The sequence below is a fragment of the Corynebacterium sp. genome, assembly GCF_030826625.1.
Lineage (GTDB): Bacteria > Actinomycetota > Actinomycetes > Mycobacteriales > Mycobacteriaceae > Corynebacterium.
The window spans coordinates 1-24,327 of the sequence record NZ_JAPJNQ010000015.1; the positions used below are offsets into that span (position 1 = coordinate 1).

The window sequence follows — 24,327 nt, forward strand, 5'->3', positions numbered from 1 at the left end:
GTCCACGGTGGTCTTAGCGATCGTCGCGCTCGCGGCAGTGTTTGCCCCGCTGAGTGCTCCGCACGATCCACTTGCTACCGGCACACCAATCCAGCCGCCCTCCAGCGAGCACCCGTTTGGCACCGATTCCGTGGGCCGCGATATTCTATCGCGCGTTATCTATGGCGCGCGGTCGTCTCTGCTGATTGGTTTGTTTGCTACGGGCTTGGCGCTGTTGGCAGCAGCCGTGCTGGGATCGATTGCAGCTACCTCTAACAAAATGGTTTCTGAGGTGCTCATGCGGATTTTGGACATCATCATGTCCTTCCCCGCGATCGCCTTGGCTGCCGTATTCGTCGCCGTATGGGGCAATAATGTCGCCATCTTGATCATCGCGATCGGCTTCGTCTACACCCCGCAGCTTTCTCGCATTATTCGCGCGAATGTTTTGGGACAATTCGGAGAAGACTACGTTTCGGCTTCCAGGGTGATGGGTGCATCGACGCCACACATTCTGCTCAAACAGGTTGCTCGTAACTGCATCGCGCCAGTGCTGGTTTTCGCCACGGTGCTGGTTGCCGATGCGATCGTGCTCGAGGCGTCCTTGTCGTTCATCAACGCTGGTGTGGCACCGCCGAACCCGTCGTGGGGCAATATCTTGTCCGACGGTCAAGGCATCTTGCTCACCGGTGCCTGGTGGCCAACATTCTTCGCCGGTTTGATGCTGCTGATCACCGTGTTGTGCCTGAACATCATGTCTGAGGGCATGACCGACGCCTTGGCTTCGCCACCAGCGCGCAAGCCGATTGCTGATGACGCGAAAGCAGCCGAGCAAGCAGAAAAAGCTGCTGCTGTAAAAACCCTGGGGGCGACCTCCCGTGAAGAATCCCAAGCAGCGTTGGAACAGTCGTTGGCTGCGCTGCGGGGCTCGGCCATGGTTACGCACAAGCGGGAATCTGGGCATGCGAGTGCGGATGTAGCCGAGAAGAAAACTCCTCTCCTGGAGGTGAATGATCTGCGCATTAGCTTCCCGGATGCTCACGGTTCTGTGGACATTATCGATGGGGTGAATTTTTCCGTCGCGCCCGGTGAGACGCTTGGACTAGTGGGAGAATCCGGCTGCGGAAAATCCATTTCTGCCATGTCGATCATGGGCTTGCTACCAGCGTCAGCCGTGAAATCTGGCGAGGTGCGCTACGACGGAAACAACGTGCTGGAGCTGAACGACAAAGAGCACAACAAGTTGCGTGGCCATGAAATCGCGATGATCTACCAGGACGCATTGTCCTCGCTGAACCCGTCGATGCTGATTAAAGCGCAGATGGCGCAGCTGATTAAACGCGGCGGAAAGCGTGGTGCCCGGGAATTGCTGGAGCTCGTGGGCTTGGATCCGGATCGCACCTTGAAGTCCTACCCGCACGAGCTTTCTGGTGGTCAGCGCCAGCGCGTGCTCATCGCCATGGCGTTGACGCGCAACCCGCGGTTGCTGATCGCCGATGAGCCGACGACTGCGCTGGATGTGACAGTACAGAAGCAAGTCGTCGAATTGCTTAATGATCTACAAAAGAAGCTGGGCTTTGCGATGATTTTCGTCTCCCATGACCTTGCTTTGGTCGCGCGCATGGCGGATAAAATCACCGTGATGTATGCCGGACAGGTGGTTGAGCAGGGCGCGACGTCTGAGATCTTGGGTAACCCGACGCATGAATATACCCGCGGGTTGCTCGGTGCCGTGCTGTCTGTCGAAGCCAATGCACAGCGGCTTTATCAGATCCCAGGCACAGTGCCGTCGCCGACGGAGTTCGTCAATGGTGATCGGTTTGCCCCGCGCTCGTCGAATCCAGAATTGGGCTTGGAGGAAAAACCGACGCTGCGTGTAATCGGTGATGCACAGAGCTCGACTCATTACTATGCGAGCACCGACGAGCTGGAAGCTGCGCGTAGTGGCGCAGGCTCGCAATCTCGTTCCGTGTCGGGTAGCTCGAAGCAGGAAGGCTAGTGGCTATGAGTCAGTTGGAGAAAAAGCAAAATGACCCGGTCCAGCCAGACAAGACCTCTGGTCTCGGTGAACCAGTGCTTGAGCTGCGTGATACCAGCGTGGTCTTTAAAACCCGGACCGGTAGTTTGTTCAGCCCGAATAAAGTACAGGCCAATAAGCACATTAATTTCCAGATCTACCGCAACGACATCGTCGGCATCGTCGGTGAATCCGGCTGCGGTAAATCCACGTTGGCGAAAGTCATGGTGGGGTTGCAAAAGCCGACTTCCGGCGAGGTGCTGTTTAAAGGCGAACAACTTGGTTGGGGTAGGTCTGCGCGGATGAAAATGGGCAGGTCAGTATCGGTGGTGTTCCAAGATCCAGCGACCTCGTTGAACCCGCGCATGAGTGTGCAACAACAGCTACTTGATCCATTGAATGTGCATGGGGTGGGGTCACACAGTGATCGGCTCAACCGCGTACGGGAGCTGCTCTCGCTGGTCGGTTTGCCGCAATCGGCGTTGAATGTGTTGCCGCGGCAGATTTCCGGTGGCCAGCGCCAGCGCGTCGCGATTGCCCGTGCACTGGTATTGGAACCGGATGTCATCATCGCGGATGAGCCGACGTCCGCGCTTGATGTGTCTGTGCGTGCGCAGGTGTTGAACTTGTTATTGGATCTGAAGCGCGAAATGGGCTTAGGCCTGGTGTTTATTTCGCACGATATTAATACCGTGCGCTATGTATCCGACCGCATTTGCGTGATGCTCGGCGGGGAAATCGTGGAAGAAAACGCCACTGAGGAAATTTTCACCAACCCGCAGCACAGCTATACGCGTGAGCTGCTGGGCTCGGTTCCGTCGTTGCTGGGAGAATAGCGCGGAAAATCCCAGCAGATTCTGCGGTTTTTATGTGAAAAATGAGTGATAGTTAACAATGTTTGGGATTATAAAAGAAAACTATTAATCTCTTAGTTATGAGATTAAAGAAGGTTGCGTTCGTCCTGAGCGCCATTGCTGTTGCTGTCACCGGCGCGGTAGCGCCGCAAGCCAATGCCGTTCGGGGAGGCCATGACGTCTCTCCCGATGACAAAAAGGCACAGAATATCGTCATTGTCGGCGGCTGCACGGGTACGGTCATCAGCCCACACTGGGTCCTCGCCGCAAAACACTGCTTCCGAGAAGGTAACCACCCGATGCCGATCACTGCTGGCATCGACAAAAAGGGCGGCCGCAAAGGCTCGCAGGAAACATTCTATGCCCCAAGCGGCGACATTTCGCTTGTGCGGATGTCCATGTATTCTGCCTTCGATTTCGACAGCTACCCACAATTGGCTTCCGAATCGCCTCAGGATGGACAGACCGGAACCTTCTACGGTTGGGATAATCGAGCACACAATTACTTGCAGCAATCGACCGCAGAGGTACAAGGTAGTTACCAGGACGGCAGTTATAGCAACGGCAAGATGTTTGTTGTGCACCACCAAGATGGTGCTTATTCCAAACCAGGTGATTCCGGCGGGCCGCTTTTTATTGACGGAAAGCTAGCGGGTGTGGCCTCGGCAATCTCTGGCAACGGTGTGCCACTGAACCTCGCTGATATTGCGGCGCAAAAAGACTGGATCGCGGAAAAATTGGCTACTACAGGCGACACCGCGAATTTCTAACACGGTTCTCCCGCCTGTTGCCTGACGTTTTTTCGCCTATTTCGCCTATTTATCGTCGTCCGTTTCGACGGTGACGTTGCCGGTTAGTTTCCAGCCGTCGCCTTCTTCGTATTCGAATTCTGGGGCGTCTAGTTCGTTGCCGTCTTTGTCGTAGCCTGGAGCAGGTTTGTTTTCGGCCTTTTCCAATTTTTCGGGGGTATCCGTCTTTTCCCAACGACGGGTGCGCACGCGCTTTTCGGCGGCGAAGTCATCGCCCATGCCTTTCAGCAACGAGACCATGATGAATCCTTGCATGATGAAAAACGGCAATGCGACGATGGTGACGACTTCTTGGATCGCCTGAATGCCTGATTCGTTGATGAACAGCAGGGCAGCGGTGACCACACCAACAGCAATTGCCCAGGCAACGCGGTAGTAGGTCGGTGATTTGGCTTCTTCACCAGTAGCAAAGGTATCCATCACCAGCGCGGCGGAGTCGATCGAGGTGATGAAGAAGATCGTGATCACGGCCAGTGCGAGCGTGCCCGATACTGCATAGAGCGGGTATTGCTCCAACAAGGCGAACAGCGCGACGGGCGTATTGCCTTCTTCGACCACCGGACCAGTCAGTACACCGGGATCATCGAGTTCCATTTCGATGGCGGCGCGTCCAAACACAGAGAACCACACGATGACGAAAATCGTCGGCAAGGCCAACACACCGCCGATGAACTCGCGCACGGTACGTCCTTTAGAAATCCGGGCGATGAACATGCCGACGAACGGCGACCAGCAAATCGTCCACGCCCAATAAAAGGCCGTCCACGAGTTCAGCCAGCCTGGATTTTCGTTATAAGAATCGACCCAGAACATCAGCTCTGGCAGGCTGCTGGCATACAAACCGAATGCCTCGGTGGTGTGGTTGATTACTTTCAGCGTTGGCCCCATTGCTAAGACGAAAAGCAGCAGCAGTGTGGCGCCCACGATGTTGAGATTGGAGAGGATCTTCACGCCTTTATCCAGGCCGGTTGCCACAGAAATAGAGGCGATAACCGTGATGGCGACGATGATCAGCAGTTCTACCCAGCCAACCAACGGCACGTCCCACATGATGTTCAGGCCAGCGTTGATCTGCAAAACTCCCAAGCCTACCGATACCGCCAGGCCGAAGATCGTGCCGATGATTGACATCGCGTCGATGAGCTTGCCCGGCCACTTATATACCATTCCACCCAAAAACGGCGAGAACACCGAAGAAATGCGCGCTGGCATCTTTCGCTTATAAATGAAATAGCCCATGGCTAAGCCCGGCAGCACGAAAATTACCCACATGTGCGCGGCGAAGTGATAGTAGGTGTATTCGAAGGCTTGCACGATGGCCTGCTGGCTCATTGGCTCCAGCTCACCGCGCGGCGGGTTGTAGGCGTGGTGAATGGGCTCGGCAGCACCCCAGAACAGCAATGTCGCGCCCAAACCGGCGGCGAAGAGCATGGCGAACCATACAGGTAGGGAAAATTCAGGTTCATCGTCGTCATCGCCGAGGCGCAGGTTGCCAAATTTGGAGACGAAAATCCCGATGAGGAACACGAAGATCACCGAAAAACCGCCGATGTAGAGCCAGGCGAAGTTTTTCAGCAAGCTGTCGGAGACATCGCTGTAAAGGTCGCGGGCACGCGCACCGAAGGCGATGGTTCCGGCAACAAAAACCACCACGAAAATGGTGGCGGTGAAAAAGACGAAGGGGTCGGTCTGTAGCGTGAATCCACGCCGTTTATTTGACGCTTTTTGTGAGGCGGTCATGATTTTCCTGCCAGCTAGGTTGCAAGTTTCCAGCTGAGAATACCCGGTTCACGCTAGCTGTGGCGAAAAAACACCGAGGGTTGCCTAAAAAGGTGGCTGCTCATCCAAGCCGAGTACTGCGAATAGTTTCGAAGCGGGCCAGATCTCGATGCCTTGGCCTTTTTCGTTGAGTTCCTCCGCGCGCTTTTCTTTGGACGTTTTCTTCGCCCATTCGCCAACCACTAGCACCGTGGTTTTCTTAGTGACGTTTTTGCCTATGTTTGCACCACGTTCTGCGATATCAGACCACAGCCGTCCTTTGTCATAAGGCTCAAATTCGCCGGTGAGCGTGACGTGCTCGCCGAATAACGGGTGCGAGGAATCCGCATCGGCGTTGGCTTCGGGCACAGTATCTGGAGTCGCCACAGCTTGCCAAAGCGTAGGTTGTGAGGAGTTGTTGGGTTTGCCGGAGTTTCCAGATTTCTTGGTTGCCGCGCGTGATTTCTTGCTTGACGACGCTGTTTGCTTCGCTGCGTTCGTTGCATTCATTGCGTTCGCTGTGTTCGCTGCGGCCGTGCTCTCGTCACTGCCTGCCTGTTCTGTGCCGCCACCCGGTTTGTGGCTCAGATCCGTGCGCAAGACCGGTTGATGAATTCCGTCGTGCAGCTGGCCCAGCGCGAAATTCGTGGCACTGAATAATTCAGCGACACTGCCGCGGTGGTGCTCGCGCAAGGCCAGCGCGACCAGCACTTCACCGGTGGTGCGGGCGGGATCTGTCGTGTCTTCGATCGCGAGTGCGCGTGCTACCGATTCGAGTTCGTGATCTTCGACGTCGATGACCGCCCGTGCACTCGCATCACGCGCCAACGCGAGTGTGCAACCGTAGCTCAACGCGAGCCCTTTCACATCAGCTGCAAGCTCTGCAGCCGTGAGAGCGCGCTGTAACACAGCAAGGTAATAAAAACCGTTGTGTGCGATTATCGGGGTGGTGCCGTCGGCAAGCTCTCGGTTCTCCTTTACATAGTGCGCAAATTCGGCAGGGGTGAAGCTGTATTGCTCAGCGGCCTGTCCGTCACGGTAAGAAATGGCGTCGATGCGAGGAGCCTCCTCGGTAGTTGCCACGTGGATGGCCAAGAAGCTCAAGCCGGCGACAGCGCCATCGGCCGGGGCATGGCCTTTCTGTGCATCGCGCACATCTGAGATGAAGGCTTGCAAGGCTTTGGTGCCGGCTTCGCCAGGGGGGAATTCGATTTTGTTCCCGGTGCCACCGAGCTCGACGAAACCGCAGTTCAACGCGGTTGGCTCAGTGGCGGAGATGTCGGTGATATCAGCAATCGAGATGCTGGCGACGGCGCGAGAGCGCGAACCACGAAACAACGCAGCGGATAATTCGCTGCGCATCACGGTGATTTCCTCGTTCGATACAGTCAGCGTGGCGTTGTGGGCTTGGGTCACGACAAAGATCCTTCCTGATTATCTAACCGAGTTTTCAGGCCAGCTAGTAAAACAGTGATGCCACGTTCGACATCATCAACGACCGGCCGGGGCTGTGGTTCCGTGGTTTTGGCTGCATTGCGGGGTTGGCCCGGTTGGGTAGCTTCCAGGAGTTGCTGGGCTGATTGTTCCATTATGCTTGCGCCGAAAATCAGATGCAGCGCGGAGGTGGTGGTCGCGGAAATATCCGCAGCTACCTCGGTAGTGGCGCCGTCGCTGAGCACGCGGCCTTCTGCGAGTAGCTGCTGGTTAATGGTCAATGCCAGGTACTCGCGCAATTGTGACCACAATAAGGAATGCGGTTGCGAAGATGCCGCATGCACAAGCTCGGCTCCGTCGCGGTGGGCTAACAGCGTGGATTGCAGCTTCGCGCAGAATTCTTGTGGGGAAGGCAGGTGCGGTTGGGAAACCTGACTAGCGTGCGGGTATGCGTCAGCTGCTCGTGCCGCCGCCGAAGGTGTGGCGTCGGATTCCCGGTGGTCATCGCCGTCGACCAGCTCAAAAACGGGGAGAAGAATTTTGGCGGCGACGGCTGTAATTAATTCTTGTTTGTTTGCGATATGCCAATATAGAGCCCCTGCGGCCACGCCCAAGGAGCTTGCTACCCGCCGCATTGTCATATCCGCCAGCCCATAGGCATCAAGAAGCTCTAGGGCATGGTTGATGATGGTCTCGCGGTATAGCTGCACAACTGCATAGTTTACGGAAGATGATCCCTTCTTGCGCTCACAGCTTTTTTTGAGGAAGTTTTCATGTTTGCCGTAAACTCCGACTGTTAGCATTGCATAACGCTACGCCAGAAGACCGAAGTAGAAGACCGAAGTCGTTACTGCGGTTTTTGTGTACCGGCGTGTTAGCCCCGAATATTCAAGGAGTATCCATGTCTTTGTCCCTGACGCCCAAGAAAGCCATTGTGGCTATTGCCGCGCTGGCCCCACTGTTTGTGGCTGGGTGCTCGTCGGCTGACGAGGAAACGGCTGCGAAAAACACTTCGACTGTCACCAGCACATCTGCAACCTCTTCGGCCTCCCCGACCGATGATCCAGAAAAGAAAGACGAGCACGACAAAGACGAAGATAAAGACAAAGACGGCAAGCCGGACGAGCATAAACCTCAGGATCAAGCCGCTGCCGGTAACCCGAATGGTGCTGGCGCGCAGGGCGGGCACAGTGGCCAGCCGGTCAACCCTTTCGGTAATGACGCCAACGCCCAGCGTTTGAATGTCGCACCTGTCGAAGGCGGCCAGCCTGCCGACGACCAAACCGCTAACGAACTGCGCCAGCTGCTGGAAGGCCAGTATCAGCAGAACAATGCGGTTGATTTCTTCACCTACATGCCAAAAAACACCTGTTCGGCAGTTCTCAACGAGATTGAGGGTGGCGCACAGGCGTTTAACGTAGACAATTTTGATCCGCAGACCCGGCAAATGATGGATCAGCTGTTCCAGGTTGCGCCGAACGAGTCTGGCATCGAAGCGATCAATGATGTACAGCGCAACGGCGATCGCGCTTCGGCGACGGTGCGGGTACGTACTCCACAAGGCATTGATGAAGCCGTTCAGCGCTTCCAGCACGAAGGTGGCCAGTGGAAGTTCTGTAAGTAATTTATGGAGCGCAGAATTCCACGGTGGCTCGGTGATCGTGCTGGCTTGATCGGGCTGGCACTGATTGTCTATTCGATTAGTGGCGCAATTTGGGGGTTGTTGCGACCGCAATTTTCGGCGGAAGTCGTGAATACCGAGCGGGTGATCCCGGACTATTCTGATTCCAGCCACTTCGTTGCTTTTGCGTCCTTTGTGATCGCCACCGTCGCGTTGTCCGTGGCGTTGGCGGTTTTCGCCTATCTCACGCAAGGCTCCCGGAAATTCGTGGACTTGCTGTGGCTAGGCGTGGTGGCGCTGGCCGCGGCGGTGTCGTTTTTGGCAGTGGGGGATGTTGTGGGCATGAGCGTTCATGGCATCGGCAGTGCGGAACAATTAGCTCCAGGCACCACGATTCGCACGGTTGCGCCTGCAAAACCGGGTATTTCCGGTTACTTGGTCGCTCCATTCGTGGCTATGCTGGTGTATTGGTCGTTGCAGGTGTTAACCCCTGCATCCGAGCAACCGGGTCAGGCTGAACAACCGGAGCAGACTGATCAGGCGGGAAAGCCAAACCCGCGACAGCCAGAACTAGCTTAACCAGCATGAAGGAGCCAGCACGGTGTTAAGCACGATCGATCTACGAGGCCAAGTGCCCACCACCAGTCAATTACGTCGCAGTTTGCCGCGTGGCGGTACGGATATTGCCTCCGTTTTGCCGACGGTTGCCCCGATCATCGATGCGGTAAAAACCGGTGGTGCAGAGGCAGCTTTAGACTTCGGTGAACGTTTTGACCGGGTGCGCCCCGGCTCGGTTCGGGTTCCCGGCGAGATTATTGATCGTGCCGTGGGAGGCCTAGACCCGGAGGTGCGCGCGGCAATCACCGAAGCGATCGAGCGCACCCGCAAGGTGCACCGCGAACAAAAGCCTTCCAGCCACACCACTGAGCTTGCCGACGGCGCACGGGTCACCGAAGTGTTTCATCCTGTTGAGCGCGTCGGCCTGTATGTGCCGGGCGGGCAAGCGGTGTATCCGTCGTCAGTGATCATGAATGCGGTGCCTGCCCAGGAAGCCGGCGCGCAGTCGTTGGTGGTAGCGAGCCCGCCGCAAGCAGATTGTGGCGGCTGGCCACACCCGACGATCCTTGCGGTGTGCCAGTTGCTCGGGGTTGATGAGGTTTGGGCCGTGGGTGGCGCCCAAGCCGTTGCCCTGCTGGCTTATGGTGATGAGGAGTTGGGTGAACCCGTCGACATGATCACTGGGCCAGGCAATATTTATGTTGCTGCTGCCAAGCGTTTGGTGCAGGGCGTGGTTGGTATTGATTCGGAAGCTGGGCCTACTGAAATCGCTATTATCGCTGATAACACCGCGAATCCAACCTGGGTCGCCTACGATCTCATTTCGCAGGCCGAACACGACGAAATGGCTGCCAGCGTTCTGATTACCACCGATGAAGACTTTGCCGCGCAGGTAAACCAGGAAATTGAACAGCGCTATGGTGTGACTGCTAACCATGCCCGCGTTGAGCAAGCGCTTCGTGGCCAACAATCAGGAATCGTGCTTGTCGACGATATCGAGCAAGCCATCCGGGTCGCCGACGCGTATGCTGCAGAGCACTTAGAAGTACACACAGAGAATGCGCGCGAAGTTGCCGAGAGGATCCGGCATGCGGGTGCGATTTTCGTCGGCGAGTATTCTCCGGTTCCGCTTGGAGACTATGTCGCGGGCTCAAATCACGTGCTACCGACGGGTGGAACTGCGCGTTTTTCTGCTGGCTTGTCGACGCATACTTTCCTGCGCCCGGTGAATCTGATTGATTACAACCAGGAGGGTTTGCGTGCCGTCGCCGAGCACGTCATCGCGTTTTCTGCAGCCGAGCAACTACCGGCACACGGCGAGGCGATCAGAGCACGGTTTGCCAGCCAGGATGACGTGAACGGGCCCGCCGCTAATGCAGGTGGAGAGGAACGCTAACTCATGGTCGATATTTCCCAGCTGCCATTGCGCGAAGAATTGCGTGGCCAGCGCGCCTATGGTGCACCACAGCTTGAGGTTCCAGTTGCGCTGAACACCAATGAAAACCCGTACCCGCCGTCGCCGGCGTTGGTTCAATCGCTTGTCGACGAGATCACGCAATGTGCTGCGCAACTCAACCGCTACCCGGATCGCGATGCAGTTCGACTGCGTGCTGATCTTGCTGATTACATCACCCAACGCACGGGCGTAGCAGTCACTGCGGACAATGTCTGGGCAGCGAATGGTTCTAATGAGATCCTGCAGCAGTTATTGCAGGCATTCGGCGGCCCAGGCCGCAGCGTGCTGGGCTTTCAGCCGTCGTATTCCATGCACCCAATTTTGGCGGCGGGCACGCACACGGAATTTATCAACGTGCCGCGGCGGGCGGATTTCACCGTGGATATTGACGCTGCGCTGGCAGCGATTGCGCAACACCAGCCGTCGGTGGTGTTTATTACCACTCCGAATAACCCCACTGGTACGCCGACCAGCCTGGATGAGATCGAGCGATTGTGCCAAGCCACCGATGGCATCGTGATCGTCGACGAAGCGTACGCAGAATTCTCTGAGAGTCCATCGGCTACCACCTTGGTGGCACGCTACCCTGACACGTTGGTGGTCTCGCGCACGATGTCCAAGGCTTTTGATTTCGCTGGCGTGCGTCTGGGGTATTTCGTTGCCGACCCAGCTTTCGTCGAAGCCGTACAGTTGGTGCGCTTGCCATACCACTTGTCGAGCCTGACGCAGGCTGCTGCACGCGCGGCGCTGCGCCATGCCAAGGACACGCTGGCAGACGTCGACAAGCTCATTGCCGGACGCCATCTCGTGGCCGCAGGGTTGGAAGAGCTCGGCTATCGGGTGCTGCCGAGCGAATCGAATTTTGTGTTCTTTGGCGATTTCGCAGACCAGCACGAAGTGTGGCAGCAGTTTTTGGATCGTGGCGTATTAATTCGTGATGTGGGTGTCACGGGGTTTTTACGGGCGACGATTGGAACACCAGAAGAAAACGACGCGTTTTTGCAGGCTGCACGGGAGGTGCAACGATGACGATGACTCAGCGGGTTGGTTCGCATGCGCGAACGACGAGTGAATCGGATATTTCTGTCGAGATCAACCTGGATGGGCCTGCGCACGCGGACATCACGACGGGGTTGCCGTTTTTCGATCACATGCTCACAGCTTTCGCCGTACACGGTGGGTTTGGCCTACGGGTCGCTGCGCGCGGTGACATTGAAGTTGATGCGCACCACACGGTGGAAGATACTGCCATCGTTCTCGGTGAGGCATTCGCGAAGGCACTGGGTGATAAAGCAGGAATTACCCGCTTCGGTCAGCAACAATTGCCGATGGATGAAGCATTGGTCGAAGCCGTGGTGGATATTTCCGGTCGCCCATATTGCGTGTTTACTGGCGAGCCTGAGCATCTCGTGCACCAAATCATTGGTGGGCACTATGCCACGGTGATGAATGAGCATTTCTTTGATACTTTTGCGAAACACGCGGGGCTAACCCTGCATGTGCGCTGCCATTATGGTCGCGACCCGCACCACATTACCGAGGCGGAGTTTAAAGCGGTTGCCCGCGCACTGCGCACCGCGGTGTTGATTGATCCGAAGCAGGCAGGACATATTCCATCCACTAAAGGTGCTCTGTAATGGCAAATGTAGCAGTGCTGATAGTTTTCCTGTTCGCTGGATTGCTCGTCGGCGGTGCAGTGAGTGCCTACCGCGCGGGTGCGAAAGCGTGGACGATCATCGCGGCGGTGGCAGCCGTGTTGGTGGCAGTGTTAGCCGTGTGGATGATGACCGCGCAGATGCCGTAGCCGCGGAGGCTAATTCACCCGCGAGAGATACCCGCTTGGTTCACCCTCATGGGATGGTGAACTTTGCCTTCATGTAGTTTTAATGAACGCACGCTCGCGCGATCACGATACGATCTGCGGTCGCGGGCACGGCAGTGCGGTAGAGGTAAACGAGATGTAGGTGAGTTCACAGCGAGGAGCGGTAGACCGGATGAGTCAGCAACACGGCGGTGAGAAAAACAACCAATCGGAGGCCAACGCAGGCGCGGGGCAGGCGGCACAGGACCTGTCGGCACCCGAAAAGCAGCCATCCACGGCACAGTCGATGCCTACATCGATCTGGAAGGTTCCAGGGTTCACCTCCACAATGGTGGCTATCGCCTGTGCCTATGGCGCTTTTTCCCTGCTGCTGCCTCTGCTGCCGCTGGCTGTCTTAGATGCCGGTGGCTCGGCGACGCTCGCCGGTGGTGCTACTGGTGCGTTCATGGCAGCGACGGTAGCGATTCAGATTTTCACCCCAAAACTGATTCGAAAATATGGCTATAACCCAGTGATGATGGTTTCGGCCTTCATGCTGGGCGTTCCAGCACTCGGCCACCTGCTGGGCATGGACGCCTGGATCGTGCTGCTATTTTCGGCTCTGCGCGGTGTCGGCTTCGGTGCGCTCACTGTCGCCCAAGCCGCATTGATCGCCGAATTCGTGCCAATTCGTTTGCTCGGCAAAGCCACCGGAATCTTGGGTGTTTTTGTCGGTAGTGCGCAGATGGTATTTATGCCGCTGGGATTGATGATGGGCAACGCCTGGGGTTACCACACGGTCTACATCTTGGCTGCGGTTACCGCGCTGATTGCGGTGGCGATGATTATTCGCCTCCCGAAGCTTTTTCCCGCTAGCGTCGACGACGAAAACAGTGGGGTAGTGCATGTTTCCATGTGGAAGCTGGTACTGGTTCCGGCGCTGGCTATGACGAGTATCTCCATGAGCTACGGCGTGGTTTCATCCTTCCTGCCCGCCTCGGTACGCGAAGCCGACCCAGAAATGGGAGCGGTGCTCGCTGGTTTCATGCTCTCCCTGATCGGCGCCATGACGTTTATCTTCCGCTTGGTTTCCGGACTGGTGGCTGATCGCGTCGGCAAGCCAGGTGTGCTCATGATTCCGATGCAATTCCTCGGCTTGTTCAGCATGCTGCTCATGGCGGTGGCGACGATTAATGGTTGGTCAATCTGGTGGCTAGTGCTCGCTGCGCTGTTGTTTGGTGCAGCATTCGGTGGAATACAAAACGAGGCGCTGCTGTCGATGTTTGACAGGCTGCCGCGCAATAAATTTTCCGAGGCCTCCGCGGTGTGGAACATCTTTTATGATGCCGGCACCGGTCTTGGCTCGTTAGCGTTGGGTGCGCTGGTTGCTGGCTATGGCTACGGTGGCACCTACTTGGCTGCCGCCGGAATTGTTTTGTTGATTATCTTCTTAACCAGCTTGGATGCTTATATCGGCAAGCACCGCACCACCGAGTACCACCACATTCGTCACCGCCTGCGGCAGGTTCCGGGCGCACGTACTGCCGGGCGCGCGTGGCGCGTTGGCCGTCGAAGTGCTTCCCGCCTGCGTTTCGGCAAACGGTCATAGCCTAGACTGTCAGCTATGAGCCCGACTGTTGCCCTGCTTGACTATGGCTCCGGAAATATCCGCAGCGCCTATCGCGCCCTTGAACACGTGGGTGCGAAAGTAGAAATCACTCATGATCCGCATGCCTGCTTGAATGCTGACGGCTTGCTTGTACCCGGTGTGGGAGCATTCGCTGCCTGCATGCGGGGGTTGCGCGCGGTGCACGGTCCGCGGATCATCGGCCAGCGTTTGGCTGGTGAACGCCCGGTGCTGGGCATCTGCGTCGGCATGCAAGTCATGTTTGAGCACGGGCGTGAGCATGATGAAGCCGCCGAAGGCTGCGGCGAGTGGCCCGGAAGCGTGGAGCGATTGCAAGCGAAAATCTTGCCACACATGGGGTGGAACACCGTCGAGCAGCCTGATTCACCGATGTTCGCAGAGCTTGCCGACGACGAGCGCTTTTATTTCGTGCACTCCTATGGCGTACGCAATTGGGAGCTCGACAGCACTGATTTCGCTGCGCCGCCAAAGATTGCGTGGTCGGAACACGAAGGTGATCGCTTCGTTGCTGCCGTGGACAACGGGGCGCTGTGGGCGACGCAGTTTCACCCAGAAAAATCTGGTGCTGCTGGTTCACAACTGCTGCGCAACTGGATTAACACGCTTTAGAAAGGCTGCCGATGAATTTTACGTTGCTCCCTGCCGTTGACGTCGTTGAAGGGCGCGCTGTGCGCCTGGATCAAGGCGCTGCCGGCACAGAAAAATCTTATGGTGACCCGTTTGAGGCTGCCCAGCGTTGGCAACAGGCGGGAGCAGAGTGGATTCACTGCGTTGATCTCGATGCTGCTTTCGGGCGCGGTTCGAACCACGAATTGCTTGCCGAAATCGTCGGTAAGCTCGACGTCAATATTGAGTTGACTGGCGGGATTCGTGATGATGCTTCTCTGCAGCGTGCACTGGCAACCGGGGCGCGTCGGCTGAATATCGGTACCGCGGCTTTAGAAAAACCGGAATGGATTGAGCAAGTTCTTGCAAAGCATGCCGACGTCGTCGCCATTGATCTTGCCGTATTACGCGATGACGCGGGTGAATGGCGCACCCGCGGGCGCGGCTGGGAAAGCGATGGAGGTGATCTCTGGGAAGTGCTCGAGCGCCTGGATTCTGCTGGGTGCCAGCGCTTCGTGGTCACGGATGTTTCCAAGGACGGGACGTTGAGCGGTCCAAACGTCGAGTTGTTGCGTGAGGTTAGTGCGGCGACGGATGCCAAAATTACTGCGTCGGGAGGCATCTCGAGTCTGGATGATATTGCCGCACTCGCGCAGTATGCCGAGGAAGGTATTGACTCGGCGATCATTGGTAAAGCTTTGTACGAGAACCGTTTTGAACTGCAGGCAGCGCTAGAATTGGTCGAAACACTAGTAAGCAAGGCCACACGCGACTAGGATCGAGTTTTACCATGGACGCATCCGAGACCACTGCAACGAAGGCCGAACAACACCTGGCACAGCTCGAAGAGCTACTTGGTGAAGCCGAAAAAATGTTTCGTGCCGGTTTTGGTACTGCGTCCGCCCGCCGTAAATCTGGCGGTTCTCCGGTGACCACAGTGGATTTCGCCATCGAAGAGTATTTGCGCGAAACCCTGCACGGCATCGGTGGTGCCACAGTCTGTGGTGAAGAACATGGCGGTGAAATCGGCGAAGAGCCAGCTTGGGTGATTGATCCGATTGATGGCACCGCAAATTTCGCTGCCGGTAACCCCATGTGCGCTATCAACATCGCGCTGGTGAAGAATTTCCGTCCCGTCGTCGCCATGATCGCGCTGCCGATGTTGCACAAGCGCATCAGCGCCGTCGCGGGTGGTGGAGTGCTGCGCAACGGCGAGCATTTTCTCCGCCACCGGCCGCATGGGCATATTGGGGCGTCGAATGTCGGCTCGGCTGCTGTGGATCAAGTCTCTGCGCACCGGCGTGCACAGATGCTGGAAGATATCGTCTCGCAGGGCTTATCAACACGGATTACCGGTTCGGTAGGGCTGGATCTTGCCTTCGCTGCGGAAGGTGTTTTTGACGGCATCATGAATTTCTCTCCTTACCCGTGGGATAATGCTGCCGGTGCATTGCTCAATACTGAGGCGGGGCTGGTGGTCACGGATTTGGAAGGTCGGCCGTGGACAACTCGCTCGAATGGCATCATCGCTGGAAGCGCGGATATTCATCACCGCCTGCACCGGCTGGTGCGGGAAAATTAGCTAACAACCAGAAAGGGCAGGCGCAGTGAGTCTGGCAACGAGGGTTATTCCCTGTTTGGACGTCAACGACGGCCGCGTGGTCAAAGGCGTGAACTTTGCAGGATTGCGCGATGCCGGCGATCCCGTCGAACTCGCACGGCGTTACGAAGCTGAAGGCGCTGATGAGCTGACTTTCTTAGACGTATCCGCCTCAAAACAAGGTCGCGGCACCATGCTCGATGTTGTGCGCTCGACGGCAGAACAGGTGTTCATTCCCTTAACCGTCGGCGGGGGAGTACGCAGTGCCGACGACGTCGATGAGTTGCTGCGCGCCGGGGCGGATAAAGTATCGATCAATACCGCAGCGATCGCCCGCCCGGAATTATTGCGCGAGCTTTCGCGTCGGTTTGGATCGCAGTGCATCGTGCTCTCTGTCGATGCACGCAGGGCGCCGGGGATGCCATCAGGGTTTGAAGTCACCACTCACGGCGGTTCGAAATCCGCAGGCCTGGATGCCATTGAATGGGTGCGCACCGGGGAAAAACTCGGCGTTGGCGAAGTGCTGTTGAACTCCATGGACGGCGATGGCACTAAAGCCGGTTTTGATCTGGAGTTGATAGCTGCTGTGCGCGAACACACCACAGTGCCGGTGATTGCTTCTGGCGGTGCTGGTGCCGCCGCGCATTTCCCGCCCGCGATCGAAGCAGGAGCCGATGCTGTGCTGGCAGCCTCGATTTTTCATTTTGGTGAGGTTGCAATCGACGAGGTGAAACAAGCGATGCAGGATGCAGGATTGACGGTACGACGATGAGCGATAATCCCGCCGATTACGAGCTGGACCCGGCCGTCGCCAAGCGTTTGAAACTCAACGACGCGGGTCTGGTGCCTGCCGTGGTGCAAGCTGCCGATACTGAGGAAGTCCTGATGCTGGCCTGGATGGATACCCACGCGCTGGCCTATACGCTGGCGACGCGCCGAGGTACGTATTATTCCCGCTCGCGGCAAGAATATTGGATCAAGGGGCTGACTTCCGGCAATACTCAGCAGGTTGAATCCGTCGCTCTGGATTGCGATGGCGATACGGTGCTGTTGCGGGTGCGCCAACGTGGCGGGGCTTGTCATACCGGCGATCGCACGTGTTTCGACGCGGACGTTTTGCTAGCCTAAAACGATGATTTCGCATCGCGTTTCAGCGCTGTTATTAGGCGTGGGTGCCGCCTGTTTGTGGGGCGCGTCCCGGATGGATTGGGTAGTTGCAGATACTGCCGATGATTTGGCCGGGGGACGCTCCATTGCGATTAGCGGCGGTCAGTGGTCAATGGAAATTACCGCGCTAACGTTGGTTATTCTGGCTGGTTGCGTCGCCGGGTTGGCGCTGCGACGGTTGGGGCGACGCGTGGTTGGTGTGTTGTGCGCGCTCGCTGCCGTGGGTGCAAGTTGGTCTGGTTTATCCATGCTGGCCGGAACCCCAGATCCAGAACACGCCCGGAATGTTTTGCGGGCAGCAGCGAATAACGAGACTGCTGTCAATGCTGAAGGCATCAGTGAGTGGGCGAATGTTGTTGCCGTGCACCCGCAGACTGCGGGCCCGGTCGTGAGTTTGCTGGCTTGCGCGGTCGTGCTGTTCGCCGGAGTGTTGCTGGCGATGCGTCCAGGGGAAGACTCCGCCCGGCTGAATAAGTATGAACGCCAAGCGGCCCGTGAAGACAAAATTGAGCGAGAGTTAGAAGAAAGCCCGGATTCTGGGCGCGTGTTGTGGGATGCGATCGATGCCGATATCGATCCGAGCGACGATGAGCGTGACGTGCCCGGCCGTAAAAATTAGGTGCACCTTGGTTTTTTCTGCAGTGATGTGGAATACTCAAAGAAACCGATGAGAGCACAACCCGCGGTCGACGAAGAAAAGGGGTGGGCACGTGGTAACGACGGTCAGCACAGCGAAGGATATCGTGGCCGATATTCTTGCCGATGTTGCTGCCCGCGAATCCCGCCTACCCTTCGTCGACATTAAAGCTCTGTCCCGTGCAGTTCCAGCCGCGCGCCCGGTGATTCCGGTTTTGTCGCAGCCTGGCTGCAGTGTGATCGCTGAGATTAAACGTGCGAAGCCTGCAGCGCGGTATGAACCGGCCCCACGGTATGGCAAAGTACCGGAGGCCTTGATTGATTTCGGCGCCATCGATTCGCTTGCCGACGTCGCCAGCTTGGCACAAGGCTTCGAATCCGCAGGGGTTGCTGCTATTGCTTGCCAGACGGAACGGCTACGTTTCCGTGGCTCCTTGGAGGATATGGCGACCGCCCGCTCGGCAACGTCGGCGCCAATGCTGTGCAGGGATATCATCGTTGATCCCTATCAAGTGCACGAAGCGCGTTTTTTCGGCGCGGATATGGTGCCGCTGCAAGTGGAGTTGCTGGAACAACCACGGCTAGAAGCTTTGGTCGACCGTATTGAAAGTTTGGGGATGACGGCGCTGGCGGAAATCCGCAGTGAGGAACAAGCGCAACGCGCGATGGCTGCGGGGGTGAGCGTGGTGGGCATCAATGCCCGGGAGCTGGATTCGCGGAGTTTGCAGCCGGATCGCTTCGCGGCGATTGTGCCGCACTTGCCGGATTCTGTTATCCGCATTGGTCTCGGGGGAATTATGGGCGTGCGTGAGATCTGGCGCTATGCCGGCTGGGGCGCTGATGCCGTGTTGGTTGGTGAAGCATTGATGGCGGCACCGCAGCCGGCGGATGTGGCTCGTGCGTTGGTGGCAGCTGGGGTGCATCCGGCCTGCCCGATGCGCCGACTCTGATCTATGGCACAATTCTAAGGCGTGACTGCAGAATTTTTGGCGAATATCCCGTCTCCACCTCAGGCTGTTTGGCAGCTGGGCCCAATTCCGCTGCGCGCTTATGCTTTGTGCATTATCGCTGGCATCATTGTCGCGCTGTATTTCACCCAGGCGCGTTACGTGCGTGCCGGCGGCGATGCGAATGTGGTCTGGGATGCCACGATCATCGCTATTCCCGCGGGTGTGATTGGTGGCCGCGCTTATCATGTCATCACGGATCACCATAAGTATTTCTGTGCTGATTGCGACCCGGTAGATGCGCTACGCATCACCAACGGTGGCTTGGGCATTTGGGGGGCGATCGCTCTGGGAACCATTGCCGTCGCGGTGATGTTTAAAATCCGTGGCATGCGCCTTGCACCTTTCGCGGATGCTGCAGCTCCAGCAATCGTGCTCGCGCAGGCTATCGGACGCCTGGGCAACTGGTTTAACCAGGAGCTTTACGGCAGGCCTACTGATGTCCCTTGGGCTTTGGAGATCTATCGACGCGTTGATGAAGATGGCAATTATGCGCCGGTTGCTGGTACTTCGACCGGGGAAGTCTTGACGACGGTTCACCCAACGTTTTTGTATGAGTTGTTGTGGAACGTCGCTATTTGCTTGTTGCTGGTCTGGGCGCACAAGCGTTTCCGGCTTGGCGGTGGCCAAGTCTTCGCGCTGTATGTTGCCGGCTACACCGCTGGCAGGTTCTGGATCGAGCTGATGCGCGATGATGAAGCCACGCTGTTGTTCGATGCCGTACGCGTGAATGCAGTGGTTTCGGTGGTCGCGTTCGCGCTTGCCGTGGCTGCATTTGTGGTTTTGGGTAAGCGCTACCGTCGAGACGTCGACCGAGGCCTGGTTGATGCGCAGCAGCCGGCGGCTGGAGATACAAAGGCTGATACAAAGGCTGACTAGAGCTTAGCCATGCGGGTAAGGTTGGTTTCGTGGACAGACGAACAAAGATTGTATGCACACTGGGACCTGCCGTTGCTAGCCAAGAGGCCATTTCCGGCCTGGTCAGCGATGGCATGAACGTTGCTCGCTTGAACTTTTCGCACGGTGAACACGAAGATCACCAGCGCAACTACGAATGGGTGCGCCAGGCCGCTGCTGAAAGCGGTAAGGCCGTTGGCGTGCTGGCTGATCTGCAAGGACCAAAGATTCGCCTGGGCCGGTTTACTGAGAACGAAACTTACTGGGAAACCGGCGAGACGGTGCGCATCACCGTCGACGATGTTGAAGGCACGCATGATCGGGTGTCGACGACCTATAAAAATCTTGCCGACGACGCCCGCGCCGGCGACCGCCTGTTGATTGATGACGGCAAGGTTGCTGTGGAATGCGTCGAGGTTGACGGCAATGATGTGGTCTGCCGGGTAACCGAAGGCGGGCCAGTGTCGAATAACAAGGGCGTTTCGCTGCCGGGCATGGATATTTCGGTGCCCGCACTGTCGGATAAAGACATCGAAGACTTGCGCTTCGCCTTGCGCCTCGGGGTGGATTTCATCGCTTTGTCGTTCGTGCGCTCGCCGTCGGATGTGGACTTGGTGCACGCGATCATGGATGAAGAAGGCCGCCGTCTGCCGGTGATCGCGAAGCTGGAAAAGCCGGAAGCAGTTGATGCTTTAGAATCCATCATTTTGGCTTTCGACGCCGTGATGGTTGCACGTGGCGATTTGGGCGTGGAAGTTCCGCTCGAGCAGGTGCCGCTGGTACAAAAACGTGCAATCCAGATTGCTCGTGAGAACGCGAAACCGGTGATCGTGGCGACGCAGATGTTGGATTCGATGATCGAGAATTCGCGCCCGACACGTGCGGAGGCTTCAGACGTGGCGAATGCGGTGCTCGATGGTGCCGATGCGGTGATGCTTTCTGGTGAGACTTCGGTGGGCGTGGACCCGCACAACGTTGTACGCACGATGTCGCGCATCGTATCGGAAGCATAAACTATCGGGGAGTTGCCGGATCTGGGCCATATTCCGCGAACCAAGCGCGGTGTGATCGCTTATTCTGCCCGCGATATTGCTGAGCGATTGAACTCGAAGGCACTGGTGGCGTTCACTACCTCGGGCGATACGGCTAAGCGTCTATCGCGTTTGCGTTCGCAGTTGCCGTTGTTGGTGTTCACCCCGCATGAAAGCGTGCGTTCGCAGTTGGCGTTGACCTGGGGTGTAGAGACGTTCTTGTGCCCTGAAGTTGCCTCGACCGATGAGATGCTGCACGTGCTGGACCGTCAGCTGGTGAAGGTCGACGGTTACCACCGCGACGATGTCATCGTGCTGGTGGCTGGCACCCCACCGGGAGTCGAAGGCAACACCAACATGGTGCACGTCCACGCGATTGGCGAAGACGTGAGAATCGCCCCGAAGAGCTAGCTAGCTCACTGGCCAACACGTTGGTAGCCTAGGCTATGAACTAGACATTAGCGACGAAACTGAGCAGTGCACCAGCACCCGCGAGGGTGGTTGCGTGCACTGTTGGTTTATATTCGGGTACAAAGTTTGCCTGGTGGTTGACGGGCACGTCTTCATCAAGCGTGCCACGGGCGGCGGCCTCATCCCATAACTGGCGTGGCGTCGAACCCACGAACCAGAACAAATAGGGGGCGTTCCATGCCTTCGGCAAATAGGTGAAATCTTCCGAGACCGTGGAGCGCTCGGCGGTGACGCTTTCGTCGCCGAATATCGCATCGAAGCTGGCACGGACACGGCTGAATACTGCCTCGTTGTTATCGACGACTTCACCGTGGGCATAGAAGTGAAACTCCGGTTCTTTCGTGGAACCAGAAGCCTGTACCTCGGCGTGCACCACGCGCTTGAGCGCGGCGTACACGCGTTCTGCTAATTCCTCATCGTAATAGCGGGTGTTGAGCACTAGCTCTGCGCGATCCGGAATGATGTTGTTGGTATCCCCGGATTGCAGTGTGCCCACGGAGATGACGAAAAACTCATCGGGGGCGACTTCTCTGCCGACGATAGCCTGTAGCCGGGTGACAATCATCGCTGCGGTGTAGGTAGGATCAATCGCCTTGTGTGGCATGGAGGCGTGCGCGGATTTGCCGAAGATGGTGACTTTGATGGAATCGCAACCAGCCATCAGAGGGCCGCGCCGGGTTTGTACTTCGCCTGCGCGCCCAGGCATGACGTGCTGGCCTAGGCAAACATCCGGGGCGGGGATCTTGTCGACGAGGTCGTCCTCGATCATGAGTTTGGCACCGATGGAGGATTCTTCGGCGGGTTGGAATAGCGCAATGACTGTACCGGCCCAATGCTCGCGGAGGTTGTCCAAGATTGCCAGCGCACCAAGCAGGGCAGTGGTGTGCATATCGTGCCCACAGGCATGCATGTTTTTGCCATCGACAAACAACGCATCAAAATCCGCGCGCATGAGGGCAGCGGGAGTTTCCTCTGTAGTTTGGTTGCGCATAACAGCGGTGATGCCGTGGCCGCCAATTCCGGTGGTCACCTCGACATCAAAGCGCTGGAGGGCGGCGTGGATGGCTGCGGCTGTGCGTTCTTCCTGGTGGGAAAGCTCGGGGTGTTCGTGGAGGTCGTCGTAAAAGGCTTGTTGCCAGGAAAGATCCGTGGTGTGGTTATTGAGCAGGTCAGCAATGTGTTGTGGACTGGGGAAGGTTTGCGAAGTTTTTGAGTGCTGAGACATGCAAATAATGCTAGCTAAATAGCACGAGGCTGAATACAGAGAGAAAGGATCCGAACTTGTCTTTTGAAAGGTGACACGACCATTACTGGCGAGAGTGGGGAGTGAGTGGAGTACCCCCGGTATAAGGTGGCGTGGTCCGAAGCGCATCTGGTCCAGTATGAAAATTCCACGAGTAGAAATCTGTCTGCGCAGCTCAGGCGGGTAATAATTTTTCTAAGCCGAGATTTTGTCTGCCCAGTAGGAAAATGTGTAGTAAACCCGAAAGATTTTCTAAGGTTTTCTTGTGTGGAATGTAGCAAAGCTATAACATTCTGGCTGTAAGTGTTATCAGCAGCTGGGCGTCGTCGTTCGGTTGAGACTTTCGTTAGGGGAAAGCGTTGTCAATTCCAAAATCAGTTAACCGGACGGTCAAGCGTCGTGGTCTCGCAATCGCAACTGCAGTTGCTGTTGCAGGCAGCGGCATCGTGGGTGCAAACTATGCATCCGCGCAGGACGCAAACGGCGAAATTGCTGCGGTTGAAGAAAATGCAAACCAAACGCCTACCGCGCAGAGTGTATTCGATCGTGAAAAGGAAACGATTGATACCCGTCTAACTGAGACGAAGAACCCGCTAGAAGTTGCTCAAGAAGTTGCAGGGAAATACGAGAACCAATTCTCCGGTGATGAAACAGCCTTCGGTCAGTTTCAATACCAGCTTGAGCAGAAGGTAAAACGCTATTTCACTGAGCGCGTACAGAATAACGAAATTGAACTGGGAGAGCAATACACTCTGCCTACCGCAGAAGAGGCTTTTGAAAACGAAAAAGAGGCTAAAATCAAGCCTCGTTTGATTGAGTCAAAAAACCCAGAACAAGTTGGGAAAGAAATAGCTACGCAATACGTTGCCGGATTCGATAGCGATACCGAATATGGAAAATTTGAATTCCAAATCGTAAAGCAAACGAAAGAGTATTTTAATGCTCTCGTAGACTCGGGCGAGATTCAACTTGGAGCTGAATATACAACGCCGTCGGCAAAAGACTATTTCAAGTCGAGAGAGGAAGCTATTACAGCAGACTTAATCTCACCTGAAGGTCTATCTAGACTGAGTGTCGATGAAGTTGTCAATAAGCATGCCGATCTTTTGGATAATCAGGCAGGCTCAAAATTCCGCGATGAAAAATCTAAAACTGCATGGAAAGATAGCTTCCGTCTGTTGGTTGAGGTTAAAGAAGCAAGGATTGTGCTTTCTCAGCAAACTGCCAAGCTGAAGCAGCAGCGTGAAGAGCTGGTTGCTGCTGCCAAGGAGCTTTTGCCTCAGATTGAAGAGCTGGATCAGCTGAATAACGATCTGCAGAAGCAGGCTGAGAATCAGAATGCTCGCGAATCTGAGTTGGATGACCGTGAAGCAGCTCTAAAGCAGCAGCGTGAAGAGCTGGCTGCCGAGTTGAGGGAGCTTCTGCCAGAGATTGAAAAGCTGGAGAAGCTGCACGAGGATCTGACGCAGAAGGAACAAGACCAGGATGCGCGTGACTCCGAGCTGGACGCTAAGGCTGCCGAGCTGAAGAAGCAGCAAGCTGAGTTTGTTGAACAGCTAAAAGAATTGCAGCCGGAGATTGAAAAGCTCGAGAAGCTGAATGAAGAGTTGGAGCGGAAGGCTCAGGATCAGGATGCGCGTGACTCGGAGCTGGATGCTAAGGCCGCCGAGCTGAAGAAACAGCAAGCTGAGTTTGTTGAACAGCTAAAAGAATTGCAGCCGGAGATTGAAAAGC

At 56.5% G+C, this 24,327-nt stretch carries 23 protein-coding genes and 1 pseudogene; 20 read left to right on the top strand and 4 right to left on the bottom strand.

Features of this window, described 5'->3' with window-relative positions; all coding sequences use genetic code 11:
* Nucleotides 1-7 precede the first annotated feature (7 nt).
* The 3 genes from RCH87_RS03205 (at nucleotide 8) to RCH87_RS03215 (ending at nucleotide 3,620) form a co-directional block, all read left to right on the top strand.
* Nucleotides 8-1,978: a dipeptide/oligopeptide/nickel ABC transporter permease/ATP-binding protein gene (locus RCH87_RS03205; protein ID WP_373690904.1), complete on the top strand. Its 1,971-nt coding sequence runs from the start codon at nucleotides 8-10 to the stop codon at nucleotides 1,976-1,978.
* 5 nt (nucleotides 1,979-1,983) lie between these two features.
* Entirely contained in the window at nucleotides 1,984-2,832 is an 849-nt protein-coding gene (locus RCH87_RS03210; protein WP_306515313.1) for an ABC transporter ATP-binding protein, read from the top strand.
* 98 nt (nucleotides 2,833-2,930) lie between these two features.
* A complete protein-coding gene (locus tag RCH87_RS03215; RefSeq protein WP_306515314.1) occupies nucleotides 2,931-3,620 on the top strand; it encodes a S1 family peptidase in 690 nt (229 codons plus the stop codon).
* A gap of 45 nt (nucleotides 3,621-3,665) precedes the next feature.
* On the opposite strand, the gene RCH87_RS03220 is transcribed toward RCH87_RS03215, so the two are convergent.
* From RCH87_RS03220 to RCH87_RS03230, 3 genes are all read right to left on the bottom strand, one after another.
* Nucleotides 3,666-5,399, bottom strand: coding sequence for a BCCT family transporter (locus RCH87_RS03220; RefSeq protein WP_306515315.1), 1,734 nt, complete (start codon nucleotides 5,397-5,399; stop codon nucleotides 3,666-3,668).
* A gap of 84 nt (nucleotides 5,400-5,483) precedes the next feature.
* On the bottom strand, nucleotides 5,484-6,833 hold the full coding sequence (locus RCH87_RS03225; protein WP_306515316.1) for a DNA polymerase III subunit epsilon: 1,350 nt from the start codon (nucleotides 6,831-6,833) through the stop codon (nucleotides 5,484-5,486).
* Nucleotides 6,830-7,561 (bottom strand): TetR/AcrR family transcriptional regulator, encoded by a 732-nt coding sequence (locus RCH87_RS03230; protein ID WP_306515317.1) that lies wholly within the window; start codon nucleotides 7,559-7,561, stop codon nucleotides 6,830-6,832. The genes RCH87_RS03225 and RCH87_RS03230 overlap by 4 nt, the downstream gene beginning before the upstream one ends.
* A gap of 191 nt (nucleotides 7,562-7,752) precedes the next feature.
* Between RCH87_RS03230 and RCH87_RS03235 the strand changes: the two genes are divergently transcribed.
* From RCH87_RS03235 to pyk, 16 genes and pseudogenes are all read left to right on the top strand, one after another.
* Nucleotides 7,753-8,475 carry a hypothetical protein gene (locus tag RCH87_RS03235; protein ID WP_306515318.1) on the top strand — a complete coding sequence of 241 codons (723 nt, stop codon included), beginning with the start codon at nucleotides 7,753-7,755 and terminating at the stop codon, nucleotides 8,473-8,475.
* Nucleotides 8,476-8,478: 3 nt separating this feature from the next.
* Nucleotides 8,479-9,051 (top strand): hypothetical protein, encoded by a 573-nt coding sequence (locus RCH87_RS03240; RefSeq protein ID WP_306515319.1) that lies wholly within the window; start codon nucleotides 8,479-8,481, stop codon nucleotides 9,049-9,051.
* A 22-nt stretch (nucleotides 9,052-9,073) separates the two neighbouring features.
* Nucleotides 9,074-10,426 (top strand): histidinol dehydrogenase, encoded by a 1,353-nt coding sequence (gene hisD / locus RCH87_RS03245; protein WP_306515320.1) that lies wholly within the window; start codon nucleotides 9,074-9,076, stop codon nucleotides 10,424-10,426.
* A gap of 3 nt (nucleotides 10,427-10,429) precedes the next feature.
* The gene (locus RCH87_RS03250; RefSeq protein ID WP_306515321.1) at nucleotides 10,430-11,515 is read left to right on the top strand and encodes a histidinol-phosphate transaminase; all 1,086 of its coding nucleotides are present in this window, start codon (nucleotides 10,430-10,432) and stop codon (nucleotides 11,513-11,515) included.
* Complete coding sequence (hisB, locus tag RCH87_RS03255) at nucleotides 11,512-12,123, top strand: imidazoleglycerol-phosphate dehydratase HisB (RefSeq protein WP_306515322.1); 612 nt, start codon at nucleotides 11,512-11,514, stop codon at nucleotides 12,121-12,123. The genes RCH87_RS03250 and hisB overlap by 4 nt, the downstream gene beginning before the upstream one ends.
* A complete protein-coding gene (locus tag RCH87_RS03260) occupies nucleotides 12,123-12,290 on the top strand; it encodes a hypothetical protein (protein WP_306515323.1) in 168 nt (55 codons plus the stop codon). Before hisB ends, RCH87_RS03260 begins: the two co-directional genes overlap by 1 nt.
* A gap of 304 nt (nucleotides 12,291-12,594) precedes the next feature.
* Nucleotides 12,595-13,896, top strand: coding sequence for an MFS transporter (locus tag RCH87_RS03265; RefSeq protein WP_373690905.1), 1,302 nt, complete (start codon nucleotides 12,595-12,597; stop codon nucleotides 13,894-13,896).
* Nucleotides 13,897-13,911: 15 nt separating this feature from the next.
* Nucleotides 13,912-14,544 carry an imidazole glycerol phosphate synthase subunit HisH gene (gene hisH, locus RCH87_RS03270; RefSeq protein ID WP_306515325.1) on the top strand — a complete coding sequence of 211 codons (633 nt, stop codon included), beginning with the start codon at nucleotides 13,912-13,914 and terminating at the stop codon, nucleotides 14,542-14,544.
* Nucleotides 14,545-14,555: 11 nt separating this feature from the next.
* The gene (priA, locus tag RCH87_RS03275; RefSeq protein ID WP_306515326.1) at nucleotides 14,556-15,317 is read left to right on the top strand and encodes a bifunctional 1-(5-phosphoribosyl)-5-((5-phosphoribosylamino)methylideneamino)imidazole-4-carboxamide isomerase/phosphoribosylanthranilate isomerase PriA; all 762 of its coding nucleotides are present in this window, start codon (nucleotides 14,556-14,558) and stop codon (nucleotides 15,315-15,317) included.
* Between the two features lie 14 nt (nucleotides 15,318-15,331).
* Nucleotides 15,332-16,123 carry an inositol monophosphatase family protein gene (locus tag RCH87_RS03280; protein ID WP_306515327.1) on the top strand — a complete coding sequence of 264 codons (792 nt, stop codon included), beginning with the start codon at nucleotides 15,332-15,334 and terminating at the stop codon, nucleotides 16,121-16,123.
* A gap of 25 nt (nucleotides 16,124-16,148) precedes the next feature.
* Nucleotides 16,149-16,913 (top strand): imidazole glycerol phosphate synthase subunit HisF, encoded by a 765-nt coding sequence (gene hisF / locus RCH87_RS03285; protein WP_306515328.1) that lies wholly within the window; start codon nucleotides 16,149-16,151, stop codon nucleotides 16,911-16,913.
* Entirely contained in the window at nucleotides 16,910-17,269 is a 360-nt protein-coding gene (gene hisI, locus RCH87_RS03290; protein ID WP_306515329.1) for a phosphoribosyl-AMP cyclohydrolase, read from the top strand. Before hisF ends, hisI begins: the two co-directional genes overlap by 4 nt.
* A gap of 4 nt (nucleotides 17,270-17,273) precedes the next feature.
* Nucleotides 17,274-17,927 (top strand): TIGR02234 family membrane protein, encoded by a 654-nt coding sequence (locus tag RCH87_RS03295; protein WP_306515330.1) that lies wholly within the window; start codon nucleotides 17,274-17,276, stop codon nucleotides 17,925-17,927.
* 91 nt (nucleotides 17,928-18,018) lie between these two features.
* The gene (locus RCH87_RS03300; protein WP_306515331.1) at nucleotides 18,019-18,894 is read left to right on the top strand and encodes an indole-3-glycerol-phosphate synthase; all 876 of its coding nucleotides are present in this window, start codon (nucleotides 18,019-18,021) and stop codon (nucleotides 18,892-18,894) included.
* 21 nt (nucleotides 18,895-18,915) lie between these two features.
* On the top strand, nucleotides 18,916-19,830 hold the full coding sequence (lgt, locus tag RCH87_RS03305; RefSeq protein ID WP_306515332.1) for a prolipoprotein diacylglyceryl transferase: 915 nt from the start codon (nucleotides 18,916-18,918) through the stop codon (nucleotides 19,828-19,830).
* 29 nt (nucleotides 19,831-19,859) lie between these two features.
* A pseudogene (gene pyk, locus RCH87_RS03310) lies at nucleotides 19,860-21,290 on the top strand (pyruvate kinase).
* 40 nt (nucleotides 21,291-21,330) lie between these two features.
* Here pyk and RCH87_RS03315 read toward each other — a convergent pair.
* Complete coding sequence (locus RCH87_RS03315; protein WP_306515333.1) at nucleotides 21,331-22,575, bottom strand: amidohydrolase; 1,245 nt, start codon at nucleotides 22,573-22,575, stop codon at nucleotides 21,331-21,333.
* 377 nt (nucleotides 22,576-22,952) lie between these two features.
* On the opposite strand from RCH87_RS03315, the gene RCH87_RS03320 reads away from it, so the two are divergent.
* The coding region (locus tag RCH87_RS03320; RefSeq protein WP_306515334.1) for a hypothetical protein at nucleotides 22,953-24,327 on the top strand (1,375 nt) is incomplete at its 3' end.